An 18,767-nucleotide genomic window follows, 5' to 3' on the forward strand; every position below is an offset into this window, starting at 1 on the left:
TGGCGCGCTCCCTGACGAAGGGAAAATACAGTCGCCGTGCGCGTCACGCCAGAGCCCGCGCGAGGCGGTCGAGGGCCTCGGCCGGCGCCTGGCCGCACCAGGCCATGGCCGCGCGGGTCAGGGCGCCCCTGGGGTCCGGCTCGGCGGCCGGGCCGGCGAACCCCGCCAGCGTGTCCATCAGGGTGCGTTCGGCGCGCATCTCGGCGGCCTTCACGTCCTCGCGCAGCCCCTCGCGCGGCGCGTCGGCGAACGGCGGGCGGTGGCCCTTGAGCGCCCGGCGCACGTTGCGCAGCGGCCAGAGCACGGTCTCGTCCCACAGCACCGTGGTCTGCACGCCGTTGGCCAGGGTCTCGCGATCCGGATTGGCCCAGACGGCCCACAGCAGCAGGGCGGTGTTGAAGCCGTGCTCGTCCTGCAATGCCAGGCAGGCCTCGGGCACGCCCGGCTTGTCATAGGCGGCCAGCGCCCAGTCCCAGAAGCTCACGCGCCCTCCACGATCGGCTTGAGATCTTCGCCCCAGCGCCGCACCGCCGCCCAGTCGAGGCCGAACAGGTCGAGCGCCCGGCCGACCGACTGGTCGACCATCTCGGCGATGGACTGCGGCTTGGCGTAGAAGGCCGGCAGCGGCGGAGCGATCGTCGCGCCCATCTCCGCCAGCCGGACCATGGTGCGCAGGTGGCCCAGGTGGAACGGAGTCTCCCGCACCATCAGCACCAGCGGCCGGCGCTCCTTCAGCGTCACGTCGGCGGCCCGGGTCAGCAGGTTGGAGGTCACGCCGGTGGCGATCTCGCTCATGGTCCGCACCGAGCAGGGGGCGACCAGCATGCCCAGGGCCCGGAACGAGCCGGAGGCGATGGCCGCGCCGATGTCGCCCACCTTGTGCACCACGTCGGCCATGGCGTTCGCCTCGACCGCCGTGAGCCCGGTCTCGTCGGCCAGGGTCAGGACGGCCGCCTTGGACAGGATCAGATGGCTTTCGACGCCGAGGTCGCGGCAGGCCGCCAGCGCGCGCAGGCCGTAGGTCACGCCGGAAGCGCCGGAGATGCCGATCACAAGTTTCTGACGGGCCGTTTCAGTCATGTCCGCCAACCTCTACGCGTCCGCGTGAACGTGGGAAAGGCCGCAAGGCCCGATCAAACCGGCGCAACGCTTTGTGATCTGACTCCGCGGCAAGACGGGTGTTCACTCGTCAGGCCACAGAAGAGGAGGCGACTAATGGCGTTGGACGCCCGCATTCGCGAACTCGGTAACCGTCACCAGACCCTCGACAGGTTGATTGAGGACGAGACCCGCAGACCCTCCACCGACGACATCCGCCTCAAGGAACTCAAGCGTCAGAAGCTGCGGCTCAAGGAAGAGATCGAAAGCTTGCGGATGCAGGTTCACTGATCATCACGGGGACATGCGCTTCAGTGCGTGTCCCCTGCCTGCGGAGCCCCGGGGACACGCACTGAAGTGCATGTCCCCTCAGGATCCTAGTCCTCGTCATCCATGTCGTCGTCGACGTCGGCGAAGACAGTCTTGAGGTTGACGTGGCTGGCGGCTTCTTCGTCAGTCTCGATCTCGGGCGCGTCCTCGATTTCGGCTTCCGAGGCCGGGCGCAGGGTCGCGCCGTCAGGGGCGACGATGCCCTTGCGGGCGTCGTCCTTGGCCTTCTTGTCGGCGGCCTTGCGGACCAGCGCGTCGAGATCGATCTGGGTCGTCAGGCCGAGCGTGACCGGATCCACCGCCTTGATGTTGGCGCTGTTCCAGTGCGATCGCGAGCGCACCGACTCGATGGTCGACTTGGTCGTACCCAGCAGCTTGGCGATCTGCGCGTCGGTCACTTCCGGATGGTGGGTGACGAACCACTTGATCGCGTCCGGACGGTCCTGGCGGCGCGAAACGGGCGTATAGTGCGGCGCCTTCTTGACCGGCTTGAGCAGCGCGGCATGACGGCTCACCTGGGCGACCATGCGGTAGGACGGATCGGCTCCGGCCTTGTCGAGCTCTTCGCGGTTCAGCTGGCCATTGGCGATCGGGTCGGCGCCGCGGATATCGCGCGCGACCTCGCCATCGGCGATGCCGCGGACTTCCAGACGGTGCAGGCCGCAGAAGTCGGCGATCTGCTCAAACGTCAGCGAGGTGTTGTCCACGAGCCAGACGGCGGTCGCCTTCGGCATCAGGATTTGGTCGGACATGTCGTGCTCCAGATACGACGGCGCCCGGCCTTTCGGCCGGGCGGGATGTTGGATGAGACATATAGAGCCGTTCCCGGACAAAGGAAACGGCGTTCCGTTGTCGCGGGGATTTCAGGCCGTCAGAACGACCTTCCCCACGTGCGCGCCGGCTTCCAGATGCGCGTGCGCCTTCGCCGCCTCGGCCAGCGGGAAGGTGGCGTCGACCGGGATGCTGATCTTTCCGGCCTCGATCCACGGCCAGACGACCCGCTCGACCTCGGCCGCCAGGCGGGCCTTTTCGTCATTCGAGCGCGGGCGCAGGGTCGAGCCGGTGATCACCGCCCGCTTCTGCATGATGGCCAGCACCGGGACCTCCAGCGTGCCGCCGCCGAGCGAGGCGATGTAGACGATCCGCCCGCCGGTCTTCAGCGCCTGCAAGTTCCTGGCGAAGTACGATCCGCCGACCATGTCGAGCACGACATCGACGCCGCCCTCCGCGGTCGCGACCTCCGCGAAGTCCTGCGTCTTGGTATCGACGGCCACGTCGGCGCCCAGCGCCAGGGCCTGGGCCGCCTTGTCGGCGCCGCGGCCGGTGGCGATGACCTTCGCGCCGGCCGCCCTGGCCATCTGGATGGCTGTGACGCCGATGCCCGACGTACCGCCGTGGACCATGAAGGTCTCGCCGGCCTTCAGCCCCCCGTGCTCGAAGACATTGGCGAACACGGTGAACACCGTCTCGGGCAGGCCGGCGGCGCGGACGAAGTCGAAGCCCGCCGGGATCGGCAGGGCGTGACGCGCGTCGACCACCGCGTATTCGGCATAGCCGCCGCCGCCCAGCAGCGCGCAGACCCGGTCGCCCGCCTTCCAGCGGCCCGCGCCCTCGACCACTTCGCCGGCGACTTCCAGGCCCAGGGTGGCCGGCGCGCCGGGCGGCGGCGGATAGAAGCCCATGCGCTGGAGCAGGTCGGGACGGTTCACACCGGCGGCCCTGACCCGGATCAGGATTTCACCGTCCTTCGGAACGGGGCGCGGCGCCGAAACGGCCCTGAGGGCCTCGGCCGGCCCCTTGCCGCCCTCGACGGTGACGGCGGTCATGCTGGACTCGGCCATGGTCTCGCTCCTGGACTTGCGTGTTATCGTCAGCGCGCGTCTGATATCGTGAAAGACGTCGGAAGCGATAGGGAGGCCCCGGCGATGAGCGACGAACCAGCCGAACCGCGCGGACACAGGGGCGAGGCGTTGTCCCACGCCCTGCGCGAGGATCTTGAGCTCTACAGCGTCGACGACCTCGACGAGCGGGTCGGCCTGCTGCGGGCCGAAATCGCGCGAACCGAGGCCCAGATTGAAAAGAAGCGGGCCAGCAAGTCCGCCGCCGATGCGTTTTTCAAGTTCTGAGGGCGGATGGCCGGGGGCTTGGCACGTCCGTTGCAGCCGTTGAGACCATGCGGGAATGTGATCCCGCGCGTTTCTTGTGAGGGGCGATCTTGTCCATGAATGAACTCGGCGCGCCCGCAACGGCGCCGTGGCGGGCGAACGTGATCGCTGACTTCGCCCGGTCGGAGCTGTTTGACCGCACCTTTCTCGAGGGTATGGACCTGGTCGAGGAGACCGCGGCCTATCTCGACGGCGGCGGCCGCCAGGACTCCAAACTGTTGTCCCGCAACGCCGCGCTGTCCTACGCCTCCGAAAGCATGCGCCTGACCACCCGGCTGATGCGGGTGGCCAGCTGGCTGCTGGTCCAGCGCGCCGTGCGCGAGGGCGACATGGCCCCCGAGGCCGCCTGTGAAAGCCGCTACCGGCTCGACGCCGAGGACACCTCGGTCAGCGAGGCCGAAGCCCTGCATGATTTGCCGCTCGGGCTGCTGGAACTGCTCGACCGGTCGGCCCGCCTGTACGACCGCGTCCGCCATCTGGACCGCCGCATGTATGTCGAGGCCTCCACCGAGACCACGCCGCATCCGGTGCTGTCGCAGATGGACCGCCTGCGCGACGCGTTCGGCGGCGCGGCGCTCTGACTTTCTTCTCCCTCCCCTTTATGGGGAGGGTGGCCGGGCGAAGCCCGGACGGGTGGGGCAACCGCCCACAACCCGGGCGCATCCGATCGCCCGCCAACTCCCCACCCTGACCGCTACGCGGTCTGTCCCTCCCCACAAGGGGGAGGGAGGAGCAGACAGCAAAAAGGCCGGCGGGGTTTCCCCTGCCGGCCTTTTCGAATCTCGCTGGCTGACGCCGACGCCTACTTCTTGGCGGTGAAGCCGGCGAACTTGGCGTTGAAGCGCGACACGCGGCCGCCGCGGTCCAGCAGGTGGGCGTTGCCGCCGGTCCAGGCCGGGTGGGTCGAGGGATCGATGTCCAGGTTCAGGGTCGCGCCTTCCTTCCCGTAGGTCGAGCGCGTCTGGTACGTCGTGCCGTTCGTCATCACCACGGTGATGAAGTGATAGTCGGGATGGGTGTCTTGTTTCATCGGGCGGTCCAACCGACTTAAGAGGAATGTTGATCTGGCGGCCGAAAGTTCGGGCCACGGAAGAGGCGCGGCTATACAGAAGGGCCGCGACTAAGGCAAGGGGCCGAACATGACTGACACCAGCGCAAGCGACGCCGTGGCCGATGGACGGCCCAGCGCGGGCGCCGCCCTGGCCCAGAGTCTGACGGAAGAAGCGGCCCGCCGGCCGAAGAGTCGCGACATCAAGAATCTCGCGCCGTTGCTGCCGTTCATCCGCGCGCACTGGCGTCACGCGGCCGCCGCGGGCTTCTTCCTGCTGTTCTCGACGGGCGCGACCCTGAGCATCACCCAGGCCCTGCGGCTGGTGGTCGACAAGGGCTTCCTGTCGGCCGAGAACCTCAACCGCTACTTCGGCCTGGCCGCGATCGTCGTGCTGGTGCTGGCGCTGGCCACGGCCGCCCGGTTCTATTTCATCACCGTGCTGGGCGAACGGGTCGTGGCCGACCTGCGCAAGGCGCTCTACCGCCATGTCCTGACGCTCGATCCCTCGTTCTTCCTCAAGACCCGCACCGGCGAGGTACTGTCGCGCATGACCACCGATGTGACGATCATCGAGAATCTCGTCGGCTCGGCGGCCTCGATCGCCCTGCGCAACATTCTCGGCCTGATCGGCGCGACGGTCATGCTGGCCGTGGTGTCGCCCAAGCTGACCCTGTTCGTCATGCTCGGCGCGCCGCTGCTGATCGCGCCGCTGTTCCTGTTCGGCCGCCGCGTGCGCAGCCTGTCGACCAAGACCCAGGACCGCTTCGCCCAGGCCGTCGGCTTCGCCGGCGAAAGCCTCGACGCACTCGACACCGTGCAGGCGTTCGGCCGCGAGGGCATGGCCGACAAGCGCTTCGGCGATGCGGTCGAGACGGCGTTCCGCACGTCGCTGAGCCGGGTGTTCGCCCGCTCTCTGATGACCCTGGTGGTCATCGGCCTGGTGTTCGGCGGCATCGGCCTGCTGCTGTGGACGGCCGCCCATGCCGTGGTCAATCACACCATGACCGGCGGCCAGCTGATCCAGTTCCTCGCCCTGTCGGTGTTCGCCGGCGCCTCTGTCGGCGCCCTCGGTGAGGTCTGGGGCGTGGTGCAGCAGGCGTCCGGCGCCATGCAGCGGATCTTCGAGCTGCTGGCGTCGAAGACGCTGATCGCCGCCCCGGCGCATCCCAAACCCCTGCCCGTTCCGGCGCGCGGCGAGATCGTCTTCGAGGACGTGACCTTCGCCTATCCCGGACGGCCCGACCTGCCCGCCCTGCGCGGCTTCGACCTCAGCGTAAAGCCCGGCGAGACCGTGGCCCTGGTCGGCCCCTCGGGGGCCGGCAAGAGCACCGTCCTGCGCCTGCTGCTGCGCTTCTATGACCCCCAGGCCGGCCGCATCCTGCTCGACGGCGTGGATCTGAAGGACGCCGACCCCGCCGAGGTCCGCGCCCGCATGGCGCTGGTCTCGCAGGACGCCTCGCTGTTCTCCGGTTCCGCGCTCGACAACATCCGCTTCGGCCGCGAGGACGCGACGCTGGAGGAAGTCCAGGCCGCCGCCGTGGCCGCCGAGGCCGACGGCTTCATCCGCGCCCTGCCCGAAGGCTACGACACCCCGGTCGGCGAGCGGGCCAAGACCCTCTCCGGCGGGCAGAAGCAGCGGCTGGCCATCGCCCGCTCGCTGGTCCGCAACAGCCCTATCCTGCTGCTCGACGAGGCGACCAGCGCGCTGGACGCCGAGAACGAACGGCTGGTGCAGAAGGCGCTCGAAGGCGCCATGGGCGACCGTACCACCCTGGTCATCGCCCACCGCCTGGCCACCGTCCTGCGCGCCGACCGTATCGTGGTGATGGACGACGGCCGCGTCGTCGAACAGGGCACGCACGCCCAGCTCAGCAAGGCCGGCGGCCTCTACGCCAAGCTGGCCCAGCTGCAGTTCGGGGTCGAGGCGGCCTGACCGCCGCTGACCGCGGCCGCGAAACGGGCTAGTCTGGCGCCATGGCTTTCTTCTCGACCAAGACCTACGGCGGCGACCGCGGCCTGTCCTGCGCCATGCGGGCCTGGACCGCCGACAGTCACTGCAACCTGCTGCACGGCTATTCGCTGGGCTTCAAGTTCACCTTCGCGGCCGAACAGCTCGACCACCGGGGCTGGGTGGTCGACTTCGGCAAGGGCGGCTTCGGGCCGATCCGCGAGTGGCTGCACGCCACCTTCGACCACACCACCCTGGTGGCGAAGGACGATCCGCACTTCGACGAGTTCATCCGGCTGCGCGACCTCGGCCTCTGCGACATGCGCGTCCTGCCGGCGGTCAGCTGCGAGCGCATCGCCCGGTTCGTGTTCGACCACACCCAGCCGATGATCGCCGCCGCGACCAAGGGCCGGTGCTGGATCGTTTCGGTCGAGTGCTTCGAGCACGGCGCCAACAGCGCGGTTTACCAGAACCCGGAGACGGTGCTGCGCCAGATTTCGGCCGAGGCCCTGGCCGCGCTGGTGGCGCGGGAAAGTTAGCGGCGACAAGGTGCGTGGTTCGACACGCACCCTGCGGGTGCTGCTCACCATGACCTAAAGGGATGTCGCGTCCCCACTTCAGGTCATCCTGAGCAGCCGCGCAGCGGCGTGTCGAAGGACGCAGGAAGCCTACTTCAGCAGATCGCCCGGCAGCGTCGGGCCGCCGATCACCCATTCCATGGCCTTCCAGCGCGCGTCGGCGTCCGGCCCTGCCCGCTCGACGTAGGCCCGCACCATGTCCATGCCGAGCCCGTAGTTGATCACATAGCTGCGGTACTGTTCGCTGAAGGCCACGGTCTGGGCCGCGCGCTTGGCCGAGACCAGGCCGTAGGTCTGGGTCAGGGCGATGGCCTGCTCCTTGGTGATGCGGCCCGACAGGTAATCGCTGGCGATGGTGAAGCGGGCGCCGGCCAGAGCCTTCTGGGCCTCCAGCAGCGCGTCGTAGCGGGCCGCGTCCTTCGGATCGAGCCCGGCGAGCGGATAGAGGGTTCCGACCTCGAACGCCCGCTTCTCGTCGCCCGGGAAGGCCAGCTCGATGCCGTAGTTGGCGCTGCCCTCGGCGATCAGCGATTGCGGCGAGTAGAGCGGATAGACGGTGAACTCGACCCAGCCCTTGCCTTTGCTCAGCCGCTCCTCGAGCAGCATGTTCAGCACATGGTGGCCCGGGTAGCCCTCGTGGCAGCCCAGATCGACGGCCCGGCTCAGGCGGACCGGCAGGTCGGTGTTCACCTGGATCAGGCTGTTGGCGTTCCCCTTGTACCAGTTGTAGCCCGACCAGGACTTGCCGGTGACGAACTCCAGGGTGAACCGTTCGTTCGCCGGCAGGGCGATGTGCGCCATGGTCCGCCGGCGGCACTCAGCGATGGCGGCTTCCATGACGGGCTTGAGCCGGTCGGCGGGGATGATGAAGCGGTCGTTGAACGCATCGACGCGCTGCCACAGCGGACCGTCGCCGGGGACGAGGGCCTCGATCTGCTTCAGGACGGGATCATAGGCCGACAACGGCTTGAGCACCGGCCGCACGCCGAACAGGCCCTCGGCCTCGTCCTCGAAGCTGAGCTTCTCGCCGGACATCATCCGCAGCCGGGTGTGTGCGGCGGTGAGATGGGCCTTCAGGAAGGCGATGCGACGTTTGTACTCGGGCGGCAGGGGGCGAGCCGGATGCGCCTCCAGGCCGTCCAGCCCGCGCTGGACCACCTCGACGCTCTCGATCACCGCCGGCAGGCCGCGGCTCTTGCCCTTCGCCTTCGCCTCGGTCTGCCATTCAGCCGGGCCGTAGTAGGCGTCGATATAGCCGTCCTCGTACTCGCCGATTTCCAGGCTCGTCTTCACATACCATCTGGCGAAAGCATCGAGCGCCTGGCCGTCCCTGTCAGTGACCGGCGGCGCGGCGCTGGCCGGCGCCGGAACCGCCGAAACGAACAGGCATGCGGCGAGCGCCGCGACCATCAGACGGATCATGCGAGGAACGCCTTTCGGGCTTCGGCCGCCAGGCCGGGGAAATCGCTGAACAGGCCGTCCACGCCGGCCTCGTACAGCGCCTTGAACATCGCGCCGACGTCGCCGTGCAGGCGGGGGCGTTCGGGCCCCTGTGCGCCCTTCTGGAGCGACGCGGGGAGGAAGTAGTTCTCCGCCCGCACCGTCCAGGGGTGAACCTTGAGCCCGACGCTGTGCGCGTCGGCCACCAGCGCCGTCGGCGGCAGCAGGACCTGGCTATCCGTCGGCACGACCATCGACTTGTCCGGCCCCACGCCGTCGGCATAGGCGGCGATGGCCTTCAGGCCGCCCGCGGTGACCATGTCCGTATACTTCAGGTCCGGCAGATCGGCGGGCGAGCCCTCGGAATCGACCAACTGGACCAGCGGGGCTTTCGTCAGGGCGCGGATGGTCTTCAGCGGCCCGACCTCGAAACACTGGACAAAGACCTTCGCGCTTTTCGAGTTCAGCCCCTCGGCCTTGAGGGCGTCGGCCATGCGCTGTTCGAACGGCAGACCGACCGAGGCGAAGTGGCGCGGGTGCTTCATCTCCGGATAGACGCCGACGCCGGCCGCCTTCGCGATGGCCACGACCTCGGCGAAGGTCGGGATCGCTTCCTGGCCGTCAAAGGCGGCGTTGGCCGGGCGCAGTTGCGGCAGGCGCTCGCGGGCCCGCAGCGTCTTGATCTCGGCGAGGGTGAAGTCCTCGGTGAACCAGCCGGTGATCGACTGTCCGTCGATGACCTTGGTGGTCTTCCGGGCGGCGAACTCAGGCCGGGTCCCGATATCCGTCGTGCCGCCGATCTCGTTCTCGTGCCGGGCGACGAGGTGGCCGTCCCTGGTGATGCACAGGTCCGGCTCGATGAAGTCCGCACCCTCGGCGATCGCCAGGCGATAGGCCATCGGCGTGTGCTCGGGCCGCTCGCCGCTGGCGCCGCGGTGGCCGATGACGATGGGGCGCGGCCGGTGCGGCCTGGCGAGAGCGGGGCTGGCGGCCATGGCGAGACTCGCGGCGGCGAGGGAGCGTCGGGTGAGGGTCATGAGCCGGGATTAGCCGCGTCCTGTGACGGGTTCGTCAAGACGCCGCGAACAGGCTTTCGCTTATCGCCGGGGCGCCCCTTGCCGGTCCGTGGAGCCGCCCCTATCTCCCCGACGCGGGCCGGGCCCCTCTGACGCAGCGAAAGCGCGTGATGTCGGACCGCATCGGGTGAGCTCGATGCCGGGTCCGGACAGGAAACCTAAGCCGGCGACGCGCCACCCTCCAGACAACAGGAGGGTAAGCTGGAGAGTCTGTTTTTCATCATCCTGGGCCAGCCGCTGTGGATGTGGCTGGCGTTCGTCGCCGTGGTTGGCCTGCTGCTGGCCCTCGACCTCGGCGTTCTGCATCGCGGCAGCCGGACCATCGGCGTGCGCGAGAGCCTGGCGCTTTCGGCCGGCTACATCGCCATCGGCCTGGCCTTCGGCGGCTTCGTCTGGTCCCAGCTCGGGGCCCGGGCGGGCATCGAATACGTCACCGGCTTCGTCGTCGAGAAGAGCCTGGCGATGGACAACGTGTTCGTCATCGCCCTGATCTTCAGCTTCTTCGCCATACCCCGCGACCTGCAGCACCGGGTGCTGTTCTGGGGCATCCTCGGGGTCATCGTGCTGCGGGCGATCATGATCGGCGTCGGCGCGACCCTGGTCAGCGAATTCGCCTGGCTGCTCTACCTGTTCGCCGCCTTCCTGATCGTGACGGGCGTGCGCATGCTCTGGCCGGGCGGCAAGGAGAAGGACCTCGCCGCCAACCCGCTGCTGCTGTGGATGCGCCGGCGGTTCCGTGTGACCGACCAGCTGGTCGGCGAGCGGTTCTTCGTCCGTCGACCGGTCACGGCGGGCGGCCGGCCGGTGCTGTGGATCACGCCGCTGTTCCTGGCGCTGGTCATGATCGAGATCGCCGACGTCGTCTTCGCGGTGGACTCGGTGCCGGCGATCTTCGCCATCACCACCGATCCCTACATCGTCTACACCTCCAACATCTTCGCCATCCTCGGCCTGAGGGCGCTGTATTTCGCGCTGGCCGCGGTGCTGCACCGCTTCGCCTGGCTCAAGCAGGCCCTGGCCGTGCTGCTGGTGTTCATCGGCTCGAAGATCTTCGTCGCCGACCTGCTCGGCCTCGGCAAGTTCCCGGCCGAATGGTCGCTCGCCATCACCTTCGCGATCCTGGCGAGCGGCGTCCTCTACTCCCTCTGGCGCACCCGCGCCGCCCCACCCCTGCCCTCGCAAAATGGAGATTCGTGATGCCCCTGCTCGTCTGCCCCAACGACAACGCCGCCATGCAATCGGTCAGCCGGTCGGGCGTGGAGTTCGACTTCTGCCCCGTCTGCCGGGGGGTCTGGCTCGACCGGGGCGAACTGGAAAAGCTGATGGAGGCCAGCCGCGGCGGACCCGCCGACGCGCGGACGGTCCAGGCCCCGGCGCCGGACCCCCGCTATCGCCCGCCGGAGCGTCACAATGACCACCGCCGGCACGACTACGACGACGACCATCGCCATCAGGGTCGCCGCAAGCGCGGCTTCGACCTGTTCGACATCTTTGATTGAGGCCTGCCATGAAACCGCTTCTCGACGGCTACCGCCGGTTCCGCGCCGACGTCTGGCCGGAGCAACGCGCCCGCTACGAGGCCCTGGCGACCCGGGGACAACGGCCGGAGACCCTGGTCATCGCCTGCTCGGATTCGCGGGTGGATCCGCAGACCGTTTTCGGGGCGGGACCGGGCGAACTCTTTGTCATCCGGAACGTCGCGGCGCTGGTCCCGCCCTTTGAGCCGGACGCGGGCTATCACGGGACCAGCGCGGCGCTGGAGTTCGGCGTTCGGGTGCTCAAGGTGTCCCGCATCGTCGTGCTCGCCCACGCACAATGCGGCGGCGTCCAGGCGATGGTCGAGGGCGCGCCGCCGGAAGCGCGGGACTTCGTCGCGCGATGGATGGAAATCGCCGAGCCGGTCCTGTGGCCGATTCCCGAACCCAAACCGCCGAAGGACGCCCTGCTCCACCTCGAGGCCGCCATCATCGGCCTCTCGCTGAAGAACCTGAGGTCGTTTCCCTGGATCAGCAGCGCGGTGCGGGCCGGAGACCTCGCGCTCCACGGCTTCCGCTTCGACATCCACAACGGCGAGCTCTCGCGGCTGGAGGGAGACCGGCTGGTCCCCGTCTCCTGACCCTGACTACTGCGCCGCCTGGAGCCGTTCGAGGATCAGCGGGTGCAGTTCGAGGTTCGCGGCGCAGATGTCGCCGCGCTCGACGCGGTAGTCGGCGCCGTCGAGGTCGGTGACCTTGCCGCCGGCCTCGGTGACCAGCAGCAGACCCGCCGCCACGTCCCAGGGGCTCAGGTTGCGCTCCCAGAACCCGTCCAGGCGGCCGGCGGCCACCCAGGCGAGGTCGAGGGCCGCGGCGCCGAAGCGACGCACGCCGGAGACGCGCTGGCTGATCTGGTGCAGCTCCTTAAGGAACTGGCCGTGACCCGGGCGGCCGATGAACGGCACGCCGGTGCCGAGCAGGCTCTCGTCGAGCCGGGTGCGGGCCGCCACGCGCAGGCGCTTCTCGTTGCCGAGCCAGGCGCCCTTGCCCTTTTCGGCCCAGAAGGTGTCGTGGGTGATCGGGTTGTAGGTCACCGCCGCGACGATCTGGCCCTCGCGCTCGAGCGCGATGTTGACCGCGAAGTGCGGGATGGCGTGCATGAAGTTGGTCGTGCCGTCGAGCGGGTCGACGATCCAGCGGTGGGTCTTGTCGGTGCCCTCGACCAGGCCCCGCTCCTCGCCGAGGAAGCTGTAGCCGGGACGGGCCTTGGTCAGGGCCTCGAACAGGGCCTGCTCGGCCTTGATGTCGGCGGCCGTGACGAAGTCCCCGGCGCCCTTCTTGGACACCTGGAGCTCGCCCAGTTCGCCGAAGTCGCGGGCCAGGCCCTTGGCCGCCTTGCGGGCGGCGTCGATCATGACAGTCAGAAGTGCGGAAGCTGTGGACACGTCAGTCGGCCCTGCGCAGGTATTCGCCGGTTTCGGTCGAGACCAGCACGCGCTCGCCCGCTTCCATATAGGGCGGGATCAGGATGCGCATGCCGTTGTCGGCCTTGGCGGGCTTGTAGGAGGATGAGGCGGTCTGGCCGTTGGTCGTGGCGTCGGCCTCGACGATGGTCAGCACGACATGTTCGGGCAGCGAGATGCTGATCGGGCGTTCCTCATGGAACTCGACCTTCACCTTCATGCCGTCCTGCAGGAAGCGGACCTGGTCCTCGCCGACGAAGTCCTCGTGCAGGCTGATCTGCTCGTAGTTCTCGGCGTCCATGAACACCAGCATCTCACCCTCGGCGTAGAGGAAGGTGTTGTCGCGCTGGTCGAGGGTCACCCGTTCGACCTTGTCGTCCGAGCGGAAGCGTTCGTTGGTCTTGCGGCCGTCGATCAGGTTCTTCATCTCGACCTGGGCGAAGGCGCCGCCCTTGCCGGGCTTCACGTGCGAGGCCTTCACGCAGACCCACAGGCCGCCGTCGTGCTGGAGCACCATGCCGGGTTTGATGGTGTTGCCGTTGATCTTCATGGGTAGGGGGCGCCGCGCGGGGGGTCGGGAAAGGGCGGCGGAACCTAGCGGCAGGGCCGTGGGATAGCAAGGCGAGGCAAAATGAGCGAAGCTCATTCCACGAACCGACGACAGGACCCCGCCCATGACGCCGTTGTCAGATCAGTCGAGGGAAAGACGAATCCGCCTCGTGACGCTGTGGCGCAACGCCACGCTCCTGGCCTCCGGCGGCTTCTGGCTTCTGCTGGTGGTGATGGCGATGGACCGCCTGCGGGACTCCGGACTTGAGTCCCTGCAGACGCCGATCGTGGCCGCCGTCACCATGACCGTCGTTGCCGTGATGGCCTGCACCGTCAGCCATCTTATCCTGAAGACTCTCCGCACCGAGGACTAGGCGCGCGCCGCCAGCCCCTCGGCGATCGCGGCGTTGAGCGCCTTCACGGCGGCGGCCGGGCCGTCGGGGTGGCTCCAGACCCCCGCGCTGACGGCGATGAAGTCCGCGCCGGCGGCGACGAGGCCGGCGGCGTTGTCGGCGGTGATCCCGCCGATGGCCACGCAGGGGACCGACATGGTTTCCTGCCAGATCGACAGGATCTCGGGATCGGCCGTCGTCGGCGCGTCCTTGGTCGTGGTCGGGAAGAAGGCTCCGAAAGCCACATAGTCGGCCCCGGCCTCGGCCGCCTCCATCGCCAGATGGCGGCTGTCGTGACAGGTGACGCCGACCATGCGGTCCTTGCCCACGATCCTGCGGGCGTCTGCGCAGCTCATGTCGTCCTGGCCGACGTGCACGCCGTCGCAGTCGAACTTCACGGCCAGGTCGGGACGGTCGTTGAGGATCACGGCCACGTCGCGCGAGCGGGCGATGACGCCGAGCACCTCGACGGCGGCGGCGACGACCTCGTCCGGCGCGTCCTTGAGGCGGATCTGCAGGGCGGCGACGTCGCCGGCGTCCAGCGCCGCCGCCAGGGTGTGGGCGAAGGCGGCCAGGTCGTCGAGGCTCGGCGGGGTGATCAGGTAGAGGCGGCAATCAGCGGTCATGGACCGTCCCTACACCAGCAGGGCCCTCAGGGCATAGGCGACGACGGCCGTGGCCGCCGCCGAGGCCAGGGCCAGGCCGACGAACCAGCCGAGCCGGCGGTGCAGCGGCGCGAGGGGCTCGCCCTCGCCGGGCGGGGGTTCAATGGTAACCTTCACCGTCGCCGACCTTTCCGCGGAACAGCCAGTAGACCCAGGCCGTGTAGCCGAGGATCAGCGGCAGCATGACCCCCACCCCCACCAGCATCAGGGCCAGGGCGTTGTCGGCGTTGGCCGCCTGCCGGAAGTCGATGTCGTAGGGCACGATGGCCGGGAAGAAGCCGACCGCCAGCCCGAGGTAACCGGACAGGAAGACCAGCGCCGCCCCGGCGTAGGGCATGCCGTGCTCCCTGCGGCGCAGGCCCTCCGCGACGATCAGCAGACCGGCGGCGCCGAGGATCGGGATCGGCAGGAAGGGCAGCATGTTGAGCGTGAAGTGGCCGCTCTCGAATCCCCAGCGGGCCGCCACGCGCGGATGGACGATGAGGGTCGCCACGCTGACCGCCGCCAGCAGCAGCGCCGTCGCCCCGCCGGCGATGATGGCCCAGCGGCGGGCGTCGCCGTGCAGCTCGTCCTTGGTCTTCCAGATCAGCCAGCAGGCGCCGAGCAGGGCGTAGCCGGCGACCAGCCCCAGCGCGACCAGCAGGCTGTAGGGCGTCAGCCAGTCGAACGGCTGACCGGCGAACTGGCCGTCCTTCACCGTCACGCCCTGGATGAAGCCGCCGAGCACCAGGCCCTGGGCCAGGGTGGCCATCAGCGAGCCGCCGGCGAAGGCGGCCGTCCAGAAGGCCTTGCCGCGCTTGCGCCCGTGCAGGCGGAACTCGAACGCCACCCCGCGCAGGATCAGCGCCAGCAGCATCAGGATCAGCGGCAGGTAGAGGGCCGGCGCGAGGATGCTGTAGGCCAGCGGAAAGGCGGCGAACAGGCCGCCGCCGCCGAGCACCAGCCAGGTCTCGTTGCCGTCCCAGACCGGCGCGATGCTGTCCATCATCACGTCCCGGTCCTTCGGCGAGCGGGCGAACGGGAACAGCAGGCCGACGCCCAGATCGAAGCCGTCGAGCAGCACATAGAGCAGGACCGCCACGGCGATCAGCCCGGCCCAGATGAGGGGAAGGTCGAGGGTCATCTCAGGCCTCCGGTTCGGCGGGAACGGCCGCCAGCGGCGTGCCGGGCGCGCGCCCCTCGGCCGCCGGCGGGGCTTCGGTGTCGGGCGACGGCCCCTTGGCGATCAGGCGCAGGATGTAGATCGCGCCGGCGCTGAAGACGATGGCGTAGATGACGATGAAGGCCAGCAGCGAGGCGGAGATCTGGCCGGGCCCGACCGGCGAGGCCGAGTCCGCCGTGCGCAGGACGCCATAGATGGTCCAGGGCTGGCGCCCCACCTCGGCGACGATCCAGCCGGCGATCACCGCGACGAATCCGGCCGGCCCCATGGCCGCCGCCGCGCGCAGGAACCAGGTCGAGTCCTCCAGCCGCTTGCGGGCGATCAGCACCACGCCCCAGACGCCCAGTCCGATCATCGCCAGCCCGAGGCCGACCATGACGCGGAACGCCCAGTAGACCAGGCCGACGACCGGCCAGTCTTCGCGCGGGAAGGCGTCGAGCCCCTTCAGGACATGGTCCCTGGGGACGCCCTGGACCGTGTTGCCGATGCCGGGAATGGCCAGTTCGAAGTGCGTCTTGGCCGCGCCCCGGTCCGGCAGGCCGATCAGGCTCTGCGGCTGGTCGGGCGCGCTCTTCCAGTAGGCCTCGATGGCCGCGGTCTTCAGCGGCTGGTGCTCAAGCACCAGCTTGCCGGACTCATGCCCGGCCAGCAGCTGCAGCGGCGCGACGATGGCGAACATGCCGACGGCCATGCGCAGCGCCAGGCGCGACTCGGGCTGGTTGCGGTCCTTCAGCAGGGTCCAGGCGCTGGCCGCGCCCACCACCAGGGCCGTGGTCAGGTAGGCCGCGAGGCTCATGTGGGCCAGGCGCGAGGGGAAGGTCGGCGAGAAGATCACCTGCAGCCAGTCGGTGGCCCGCAGGCTGCCGTCGGGCAGGGTGGTGAATCCGGTCGGATGCTGCATCCAGCTGTTGGCAGAGATGATCCAGAACGCCGACACCAGGGTCCCGAGCGCGACCAGCACCGTGGCGAGGAAGTGCAGCCTGGGCCCCACCCGCTTCCAGCCGAACAGCATCACGCCCAGGAAGCTGGCCTCGAGGAAGAAGGCGGTCAGCACCTCGAACGCCAGCAGGGGACCGATCACCGGCGACGCGACGCGGGAGAACACCGACCAGTTGGTGCCGATCTCGTAGCTCATGACCACGCCGGACACGACGCCCATGCCGAAGCTGAGGGCGAAGATCTTGATCCAGAAAAGGTAGAGGTTGCGGAACGCCTCGCGGCCGCTGATCAGCCACAGACCCTCAAGCACGGCGAGGAAGCTGGCCAGGCCGATGGTGAAGCTCGGAAAGATGATGTGGAAGGCGATGGTGAAGGCGAACTGCAACCGGCCCAGCAGTTCCGCGTCAAAACTCATCATCCCGCCCCCTCGTCGAACGACGCTACCCAACGCCTCCAACGCCGCCGGGACAACCCGGGTTGCAGCGACATCCGGTCGCACAACCATGATTTCTAATTGCAAATGAGTTGCAACGGCGACTGCGAGTCGCTACATGCGGATCGTTCTCAAGTCGAGGCCTTCCCGTGTACGTCTGCAACTGCAACGGCATCCGCGAACGTCAGGTCCGCGCGGCCATCGAGGCTGGCGCGACGCGCCCCGCCGACGTGTTCCGCGCCCATGACTGCAAGGTCCAGTGCGCGCGCTGCGTCTGCGAAATGCGCGAGATGATTGACCAGTCCCGCGACGTTCTGCGCTACGCCGCCGAGTAGCGGCCTCGACGTCCCCCCTCATGGCTCGCTAGGACTGTCGCCAACACGGTTCGGGGGAGCGACGTCGGTGCAGCATCACATGGGACCGGGCGACCTGCTCGACGGTCAGGGCCGACTGGCCGAGCCGGGCTTCGCCACCGCGGAGGTCCGCCGCTATCGCCGCGAGGCCATCAAGGCCCGTCCCCTGCGCATCAAGGAATGGGACTACTACGCGATCCTGAACCAGGGCGTCGGCCTGTGCCTGACCGTCGCCGACAATGACTACCTCGGCGTGCTGGCCGTCCACTGGCTGGATTTCCGCAAGGCGGCAGCCCTGCAGGACGGGGTGATGATCCCGCTGCCGATGGGCCGGATGGCGATGCCGGAAAGCGCTGACGCCGGCGATGTCGTCCAGACCCATGAACGGCTGACGATGGCCCTTCGCCACGAGCCGGGCGGGCGGCGGCTGACCGTCGACATGCCCGGCTTCGCCGGCGGCCTGGGGCTGAAGGGCGAGCTCTGGCTGGCGCAGCCGCCGATGGACCGGATGGTCATCGCCACGCCGTTCGCCGGCGCCCCGCGCGCCTTCTACTACAACCAGAAGATCAACTGCATGCCGGCGACCGGATCCGTCACCGTCGGCGGCGAAACGCACGTGTTCGAACCGACATCGGCCTTCGGCATCCTCGACTGGGGCCGCGGCGTCTGGACCTGGGACAACACCTGGTACTGGGGCTCCGCCTCCGGCCTGCACGAGGGCCGGCCGTTCGGCTTCAACATCGGCCACGGCTTTGGCGACACCCGGGCGGCCAGCGAGAACATGGTCTTCCTCGACGGTCGCGCCCACAAGCTGGACCAGGTGACCTTCCACCTGCCGCAGGGAACCTTCGACGGCGCGCCCTGGCGCTTTACCAGCAATGACGGCCGGTTCGAGATGACCTTCGAACCGATCGTCGACCGGGCTTCGGCCACCGACGTGTTCGGCCTGATCCGGTCGATCCAGCATCAGACATTCGGTCGCTATTCCGGCCATGTCGTTCTGGATGACGGAACCCGGCTCGAGGTCCGCGACCTGCTCGGCTTCGCGGAGGAAGTGGCCAACCGCTGGTGACGTTGAACACGATTGCGCGGGACAGGTTGCGGCCCGGACCGGGCCGGTTCAGGGTCGGGGCGACTCGAACCTGAAGGAGCGCGCCATGCGAGGCGACCCGGCGATCATCAAGCTGCTGAACGCGGTGCTCACCAACGAGCTGACCGCGGTCAACCAGTACTTCCTGCACGCGCGGATGTACCAGGACTGGGGCTTCGCCCGGCTGGGCAAGATCACCTATGACGAGTCGATCGGCGAGATGAAACACGCCGACATGCTGATCAAGCGCATCCTGTTCCTTGAAGGCCTGCCCAACCTGCAGGACCTCAACAAGCTGAAGATCGGCGAGACCGTGCCCGAGTGCCTGGCCGCCGACCTGGCCGTGGAAACGGGCGGCCGCGCGACCCTCGTGCCCGGCATCAACCAGTGCGAGGCGGCCAACGACTTCGTCAGCCGCGAGCTGCTGAAGGAAATCCTCGAGGACACCGAACATCACATCGACTTCCTTGAGACCCAGCTGAAGCTGGTCCGGGCGCTGGGCGAGCAGAACTACCTGCAGAGCGCGCTGGGCGAGCTCGAAGGGGGCGACGGCCACTAGG

At 68.7% G+C, this 18,767-nt stretch carries 25 protein-coding genes; 12 read left to right on the top strand and 13 right to left on the bottom strand.

Annotation, left to right across the window (positions count from 1 at the left end; genetic code table 11):
• Positions 1–43 precede the first annotated feature (43 nt).
• Both AC1RN0_RS05585 and AC1RN0_RS05590 read right to left on the bottom strand, forming a co-directional pair.
• The gene (locus tag AC1RN0_RS05585; protein ID WP_492786449.1) at positions 44–484 is read right to left on the bottom strand and encodes a TIGR02444 family protein; all 441 of its coding nucleotides are present in this window, start codon (positions 482–484) and stop codon (positions 44–46) included.
• Complete coding sequence (locus AC1RN0_RS05590) at positions 481–1,080, bottom strand: UbiX family flavin prenyltransferase (RefSeq protein WP_492786450.1); 600 nt, start codon at positions 1,078–1,080, stop codon at positions 481–483. Before AC1RN0_RS05590 ends, AC1RN0_RS05585 begins: the two co-directional genes overlap by 4 nt.
• A 135-nt stretch (positions 1,081–1,215) precedes the next feature.
• On the opposite strand from AC1RN0_RS05590, the gene AC1RN0_RS05595 reads away from it, so the two are divergent.
• Positions 1,216–1,389 carry a YdcH family protein gene (locus AC1RN0_RS05595; RefSeq protein WP_492786451.1) on the top strand — a complete coding sequence of 58 codons (174 nt, stop codon included), beginning with the start codon at positions 1,216–1,218 and terminating at the stop codon, positions 1,387–1,389.
• Between the two features lie 86 nt (positions 1,390–1,475).
• On the opposite strand, the gene AC1RN0_RS05600 is transcribed toward AC1RN0_RS05595, so the two are convergent.
• Positions 1,476–2,180 carry a DUF1013 domain-containing protein gene (locus AC1RN0_RS05600; RefSeq protein ID WP_492786452.1) on the bottom strand — a complete coding sequence of 235 codons (705 nt, stop codon included), beginning with the start codon at positions 2,178–2,180 and terminating at the stop codon, positions 1,476–1,478.
• Positions 2,181–2,291: 111 nt separating this feature from the next.
• Positions 2,292–3,269: an NAD(P)H-quinone oxidoreductase gene (locus AC1RN0_RS05605; protein ID WP_492786453.1), complete on the bottom strand. Its 978-nt coding sequence runs from the start codon at positions 3,267–3,269 to the stop codon at positions 2,292–2,294.
• Positions 3,270–3,353: 84 nt separating this feature from the next.
• Between AC1RN0_RS05605 and AC1RN0_RS05610 the strand changes: the two genes are divergently transcribed.
• The gene (locus tag AC1RN0_RS05610) at positions 3,354–3,554 is read left to right on the top strand and encodes a DUF1192 domain-containing protein (protein WP_492786454.1); all 201 of its coding nucleotides are present in this window, start codon (positions 3,354–3,356) and stop codon (positions 3,552–3,554) included.
• A 95-nt stretch (positions 3,555–3,649) separates the two neighbouring features.
• On the top strand, positions 3,650–4,174 hold the full coding sequence (gene rcdA / locus AC1RN0_RS05615) for a protease adaptor protein RcdA (protein ID WP_488899614.1): 525 nt from the start codon (positions 3,650–3,652) through the stop codon (positions 4,172–4,174).
• A 221-nt stretch (positions 4,175–4,395) separates the two neighbouring features.
• On the opposite strand, the gene rpmE is transcribed toward rcdA, so the two are convergent.
• Positions 4,396–4,623, bottom strand: a complete 228-nt coding sequence (gene rpmE / locus AC1RN0_RS05620) for a 50S ribosomal protein L31 (protein WP_488899615.1) — start codon at positions 4,621–4,623, stop codon at positions 4,396–4,398.
• Positions 4,624–4,732: 109 nt separating this feature from the next.
• Here rpmE and AC1RN0_RS05625 point away from each other — a divergent pair, with 109 nt between their 5' ends.
• Together AC1RN0_RS05625 and AC1RN0_RS05630 are read left to right on the top strand one after the other, a co-directional pair.
• Positions 4,733–6,577 carry an ABC transporter transmembrane domain-containing protein gene (locus tag AC1RN0_RS05625; RefSeq protein WP_492786455.1) on the top strand — a complete coding sequence of 615 codons (1,845 nt, stop codon included), beginning with the start codon at positions 4,733–4,735 and terminating at the stop codon, positions 6,575–6,577.
• Between the two features lie 41 nt (positions 6,578–6,618).
• Positions 6,619–7,131 (top strand): 6-pyruvoyl trahydropterin synthase family protein, encoded by a 513-nt coding sequence (locus AC1RN0_RS05630; protein WP_492786456.1) that lies wholly within the window; start codon positions 6,619–6,621, stop codon positions 7,129–7,131.
• Between the two features lie 129 nt (positions 7,132–7,260).
• On the opposite strand, the gene AC1RN0_RS05635 is transcribed toward AC1RN0_RS05630, so the two are convergent.
• Positions 7,261–8,592, bottom strand: coding sequence for a hypothetical protein (locus tag AC1RN0_RS05635; RefSeq protein ID WP_492786457.1), 1,332 nt, complete (start codon positions 8,590–8,592; stop codon positions 7,261–7,263).
• Positions 8,589–9,647: a glycerophosphodiester phosphodiesterase gene (locus tag AC1RN0_RS05640; RefSeq protein ID WP_492786458.1), complete on the bottom strand. Its 1,059-nt coding sequence runs from the start codon at positions 9,645–9,647 to the stop codon at positions 8,589–8,591. The genes AC1RN0_RS05635 and AC1RN0_RS05640 overlap by 4 nt, the downstream gene beginning before the upstream one ends.
• 282 nt (positions 9,648–9,929) lie before the next feature.
• On the opposite strand from AC1RN0_RS05640, the gene AC1RN0_RS05645 reads away from it, so the two are divergent.
• From AC1RN0_RS05645 to AC1RN0_RS05655, 3 genes are read left to right on the top strand one after another with little or no spacing between them, the layout of a single operon-like run.
• Positions 9,930–10,883: a TerC family protein gene (locus AC1RN0_RS05645; protein ID WP_492786459.1), complete on the top strand. Its 954-nt coding sequence runs from the start codon at positions 9,930–9,932 to the stop codon at positions 10,881–10,883.
• Positions 10,883–11,185: a TFIIB-type zinc ribbon-containing protein gene (locus AC1RN0_RS05650; RefSeq protein ID WP_492786460.1), complete on the top strand. Its 303-nt coding sequence runs from the start codon at positions 10,883–10,885 to the stop codon at positions 11,183–11,185. Before AC1RN0_RS05645 ends, AC1RN0_RS05650 begins: the two co-directional genes overlap by 1 nt.
• 8 nt (positions 11,186–11,193) lie before the next feature.
• A complete protein-coding gene (locus AC1RN0_RS05655; protein WP_492786461.1) occupies positions 11,194–11,802 on the top strand; it encodes a carbonic anhydrase in 609 nt (202 codons plus the stop codon).
• A gap of 6 nt (positions 11,803–11,808) precedes the next feature.
• Here the strand turns inward: AC1RN0_RS05655 and AC1RN0_RS05660 are convergent, their stop codons facing one another.
• Together AC1RN0_RS05660 and efp are read right to left on the bottom strand one after the other, a co-directional pair.
• Entirely contained in the window at positions 11,809–12,606 is a 798-nt protein-coding gene (locus AC1RN0_RS05660) for an inositol monophosphatase family protein (RefSeq protein ID WP_492786462.1), read from the bottom strand.
• A gap of 1 nt (position 12,607) precedes the next feature.
• Positions 12,608–13,174 (bottom strand): elongation factor P, encoded by a 567-nt coding sequence (efp, locus tag AC1RN0_RS05665; protein WP_492786463.1) that lies wholly within the window; start codon positions 13,172–13,174, stop codon positions 12,608–12,610.
• A 169-nt stretch (positions 13,175–13,343) separates the two neighbouring features.
• Between efp and AC1RN0_RS05670 the strand changes: the two genes are divergently transcribed.
• Positions 13,344–13,547 carry a hypothetical protein gene (locus AC1RN0_RS05670; RefSeq protein WP_492786464.1) on the top strand — a complete coding sequence of 68 codons (204 nt, stop codon included), beginning with the start codon at positions 13,344–13,346 and terminating at the stop codon, positions 13,545–13,547.
• On the opposite strand, the gene thiE is transcribed toward AC1RN0_RS05670, so the two are convergent.
• From thiE to AC1RN0_RS05690, 4 genes are read right to left on the bottom strand one after another with little or no spacing between them, the layout of a single operon-like run.
• Positions 13,544–14,191, bottom strand: a complete 648-nt coding sequence (gene thiE / locus AC1RN0_RS05675) for a thiamine phosphate synthase (protein ID WP_492786465.1) — start codon at positions 14,189–14,191, stop codon at positions 13,544–13,546. The genes AC1RN0_RS05670 and thiE overlap by 4 nt on opposite strands.
• A gap of 9 nt (positions 14,192–14,200) precedes the next feature.
• Complete coding sequence (locus AC1RN0_RS05680) at positions 14,201–14,347, bottom strand: hypothetical protein (RefSeq protein WP_492786466.1); 147 nt, start codon at positions 14,345–14,347, stop codon at positions 14,201–14,203.
• Positions 14,331–15,353, bottom strand: coding sequence for a cytochrome d ubiquinol oxidase subunit II (gene cydB / locus AC1RN0_RS05685; RefSeq protein WP_492786467.1), 1,023 nt, complete (start codon positions 15,351–15,353; stop codon positions 14,331–14,333). The genes AC1RN0_RS05680 and cydB overlap by 17 nt, the downstream gene beginning before the upstream one ends.
• Position 15,354: 1 nt before the next feature.
• A complete protein-coding gene (locus tag AC1RN0_RS05690; protein ID WP_492786468.1) occupies positions 15,355–16,749 on the bottom strand; it encodes a cytochrome ubiquinol oxidase subunit I in 1,395 nt (464 codons plus the stop codon).
• Positions 16,750–16,913: 164 nt separating this feature from the next.
• On the opposite strand from AC1RN0_RS05690, the gene AC1RN0_RS05695 reads away from it, so the two are divergent.
• The 3 genes from AC1RN0_RS05695 to bfr all read left to right on the top strand — a co-directional run bounded on the left by AC1RN0_RS05695 (position 16,914) and on the right by bfr (position 18,766).
• Entirely contained in the window at positions 16,914–17,099 is a 186-nt protein-coding gene (locus AC1RN0_RS05695; RefSeq protein WP_492786469.1) for a (2Fe-2S)-binding protein, read from the top strand.
• A gap of 67 nt (positions 17,100–17,166) precedes the next feature.
• Positions 17,167–18,189 (top strand): DUF2804 domain-containing protein, encoded by a 1,023-nt coding sequence (locus tag AC1RN0_RS05700; protein ID WP_492786470.1) that lies wholly within the window; start codon positions 17,167–17,169, stop codon positions 18,187–18,189.
• Positions 18,190–18,274: 85 nt separating this feature from the next.
• Positions 18,275–18,766: a bacterioferritin gene (gene bfr, locus AC1RN0_RS05705; RefSeq protein WP_492786471.1), complete on the top strand. Its 492-nt coding sequence runs from the start codon at positions 18,275–18,277 to the stop codon at positions 18,764–18,766.
• Position 18,767: the final 1 nt, after the last annotated feature.

The organism is Caulobacter sp. GW821-FHT12F03, assembly GCF_058806855.1.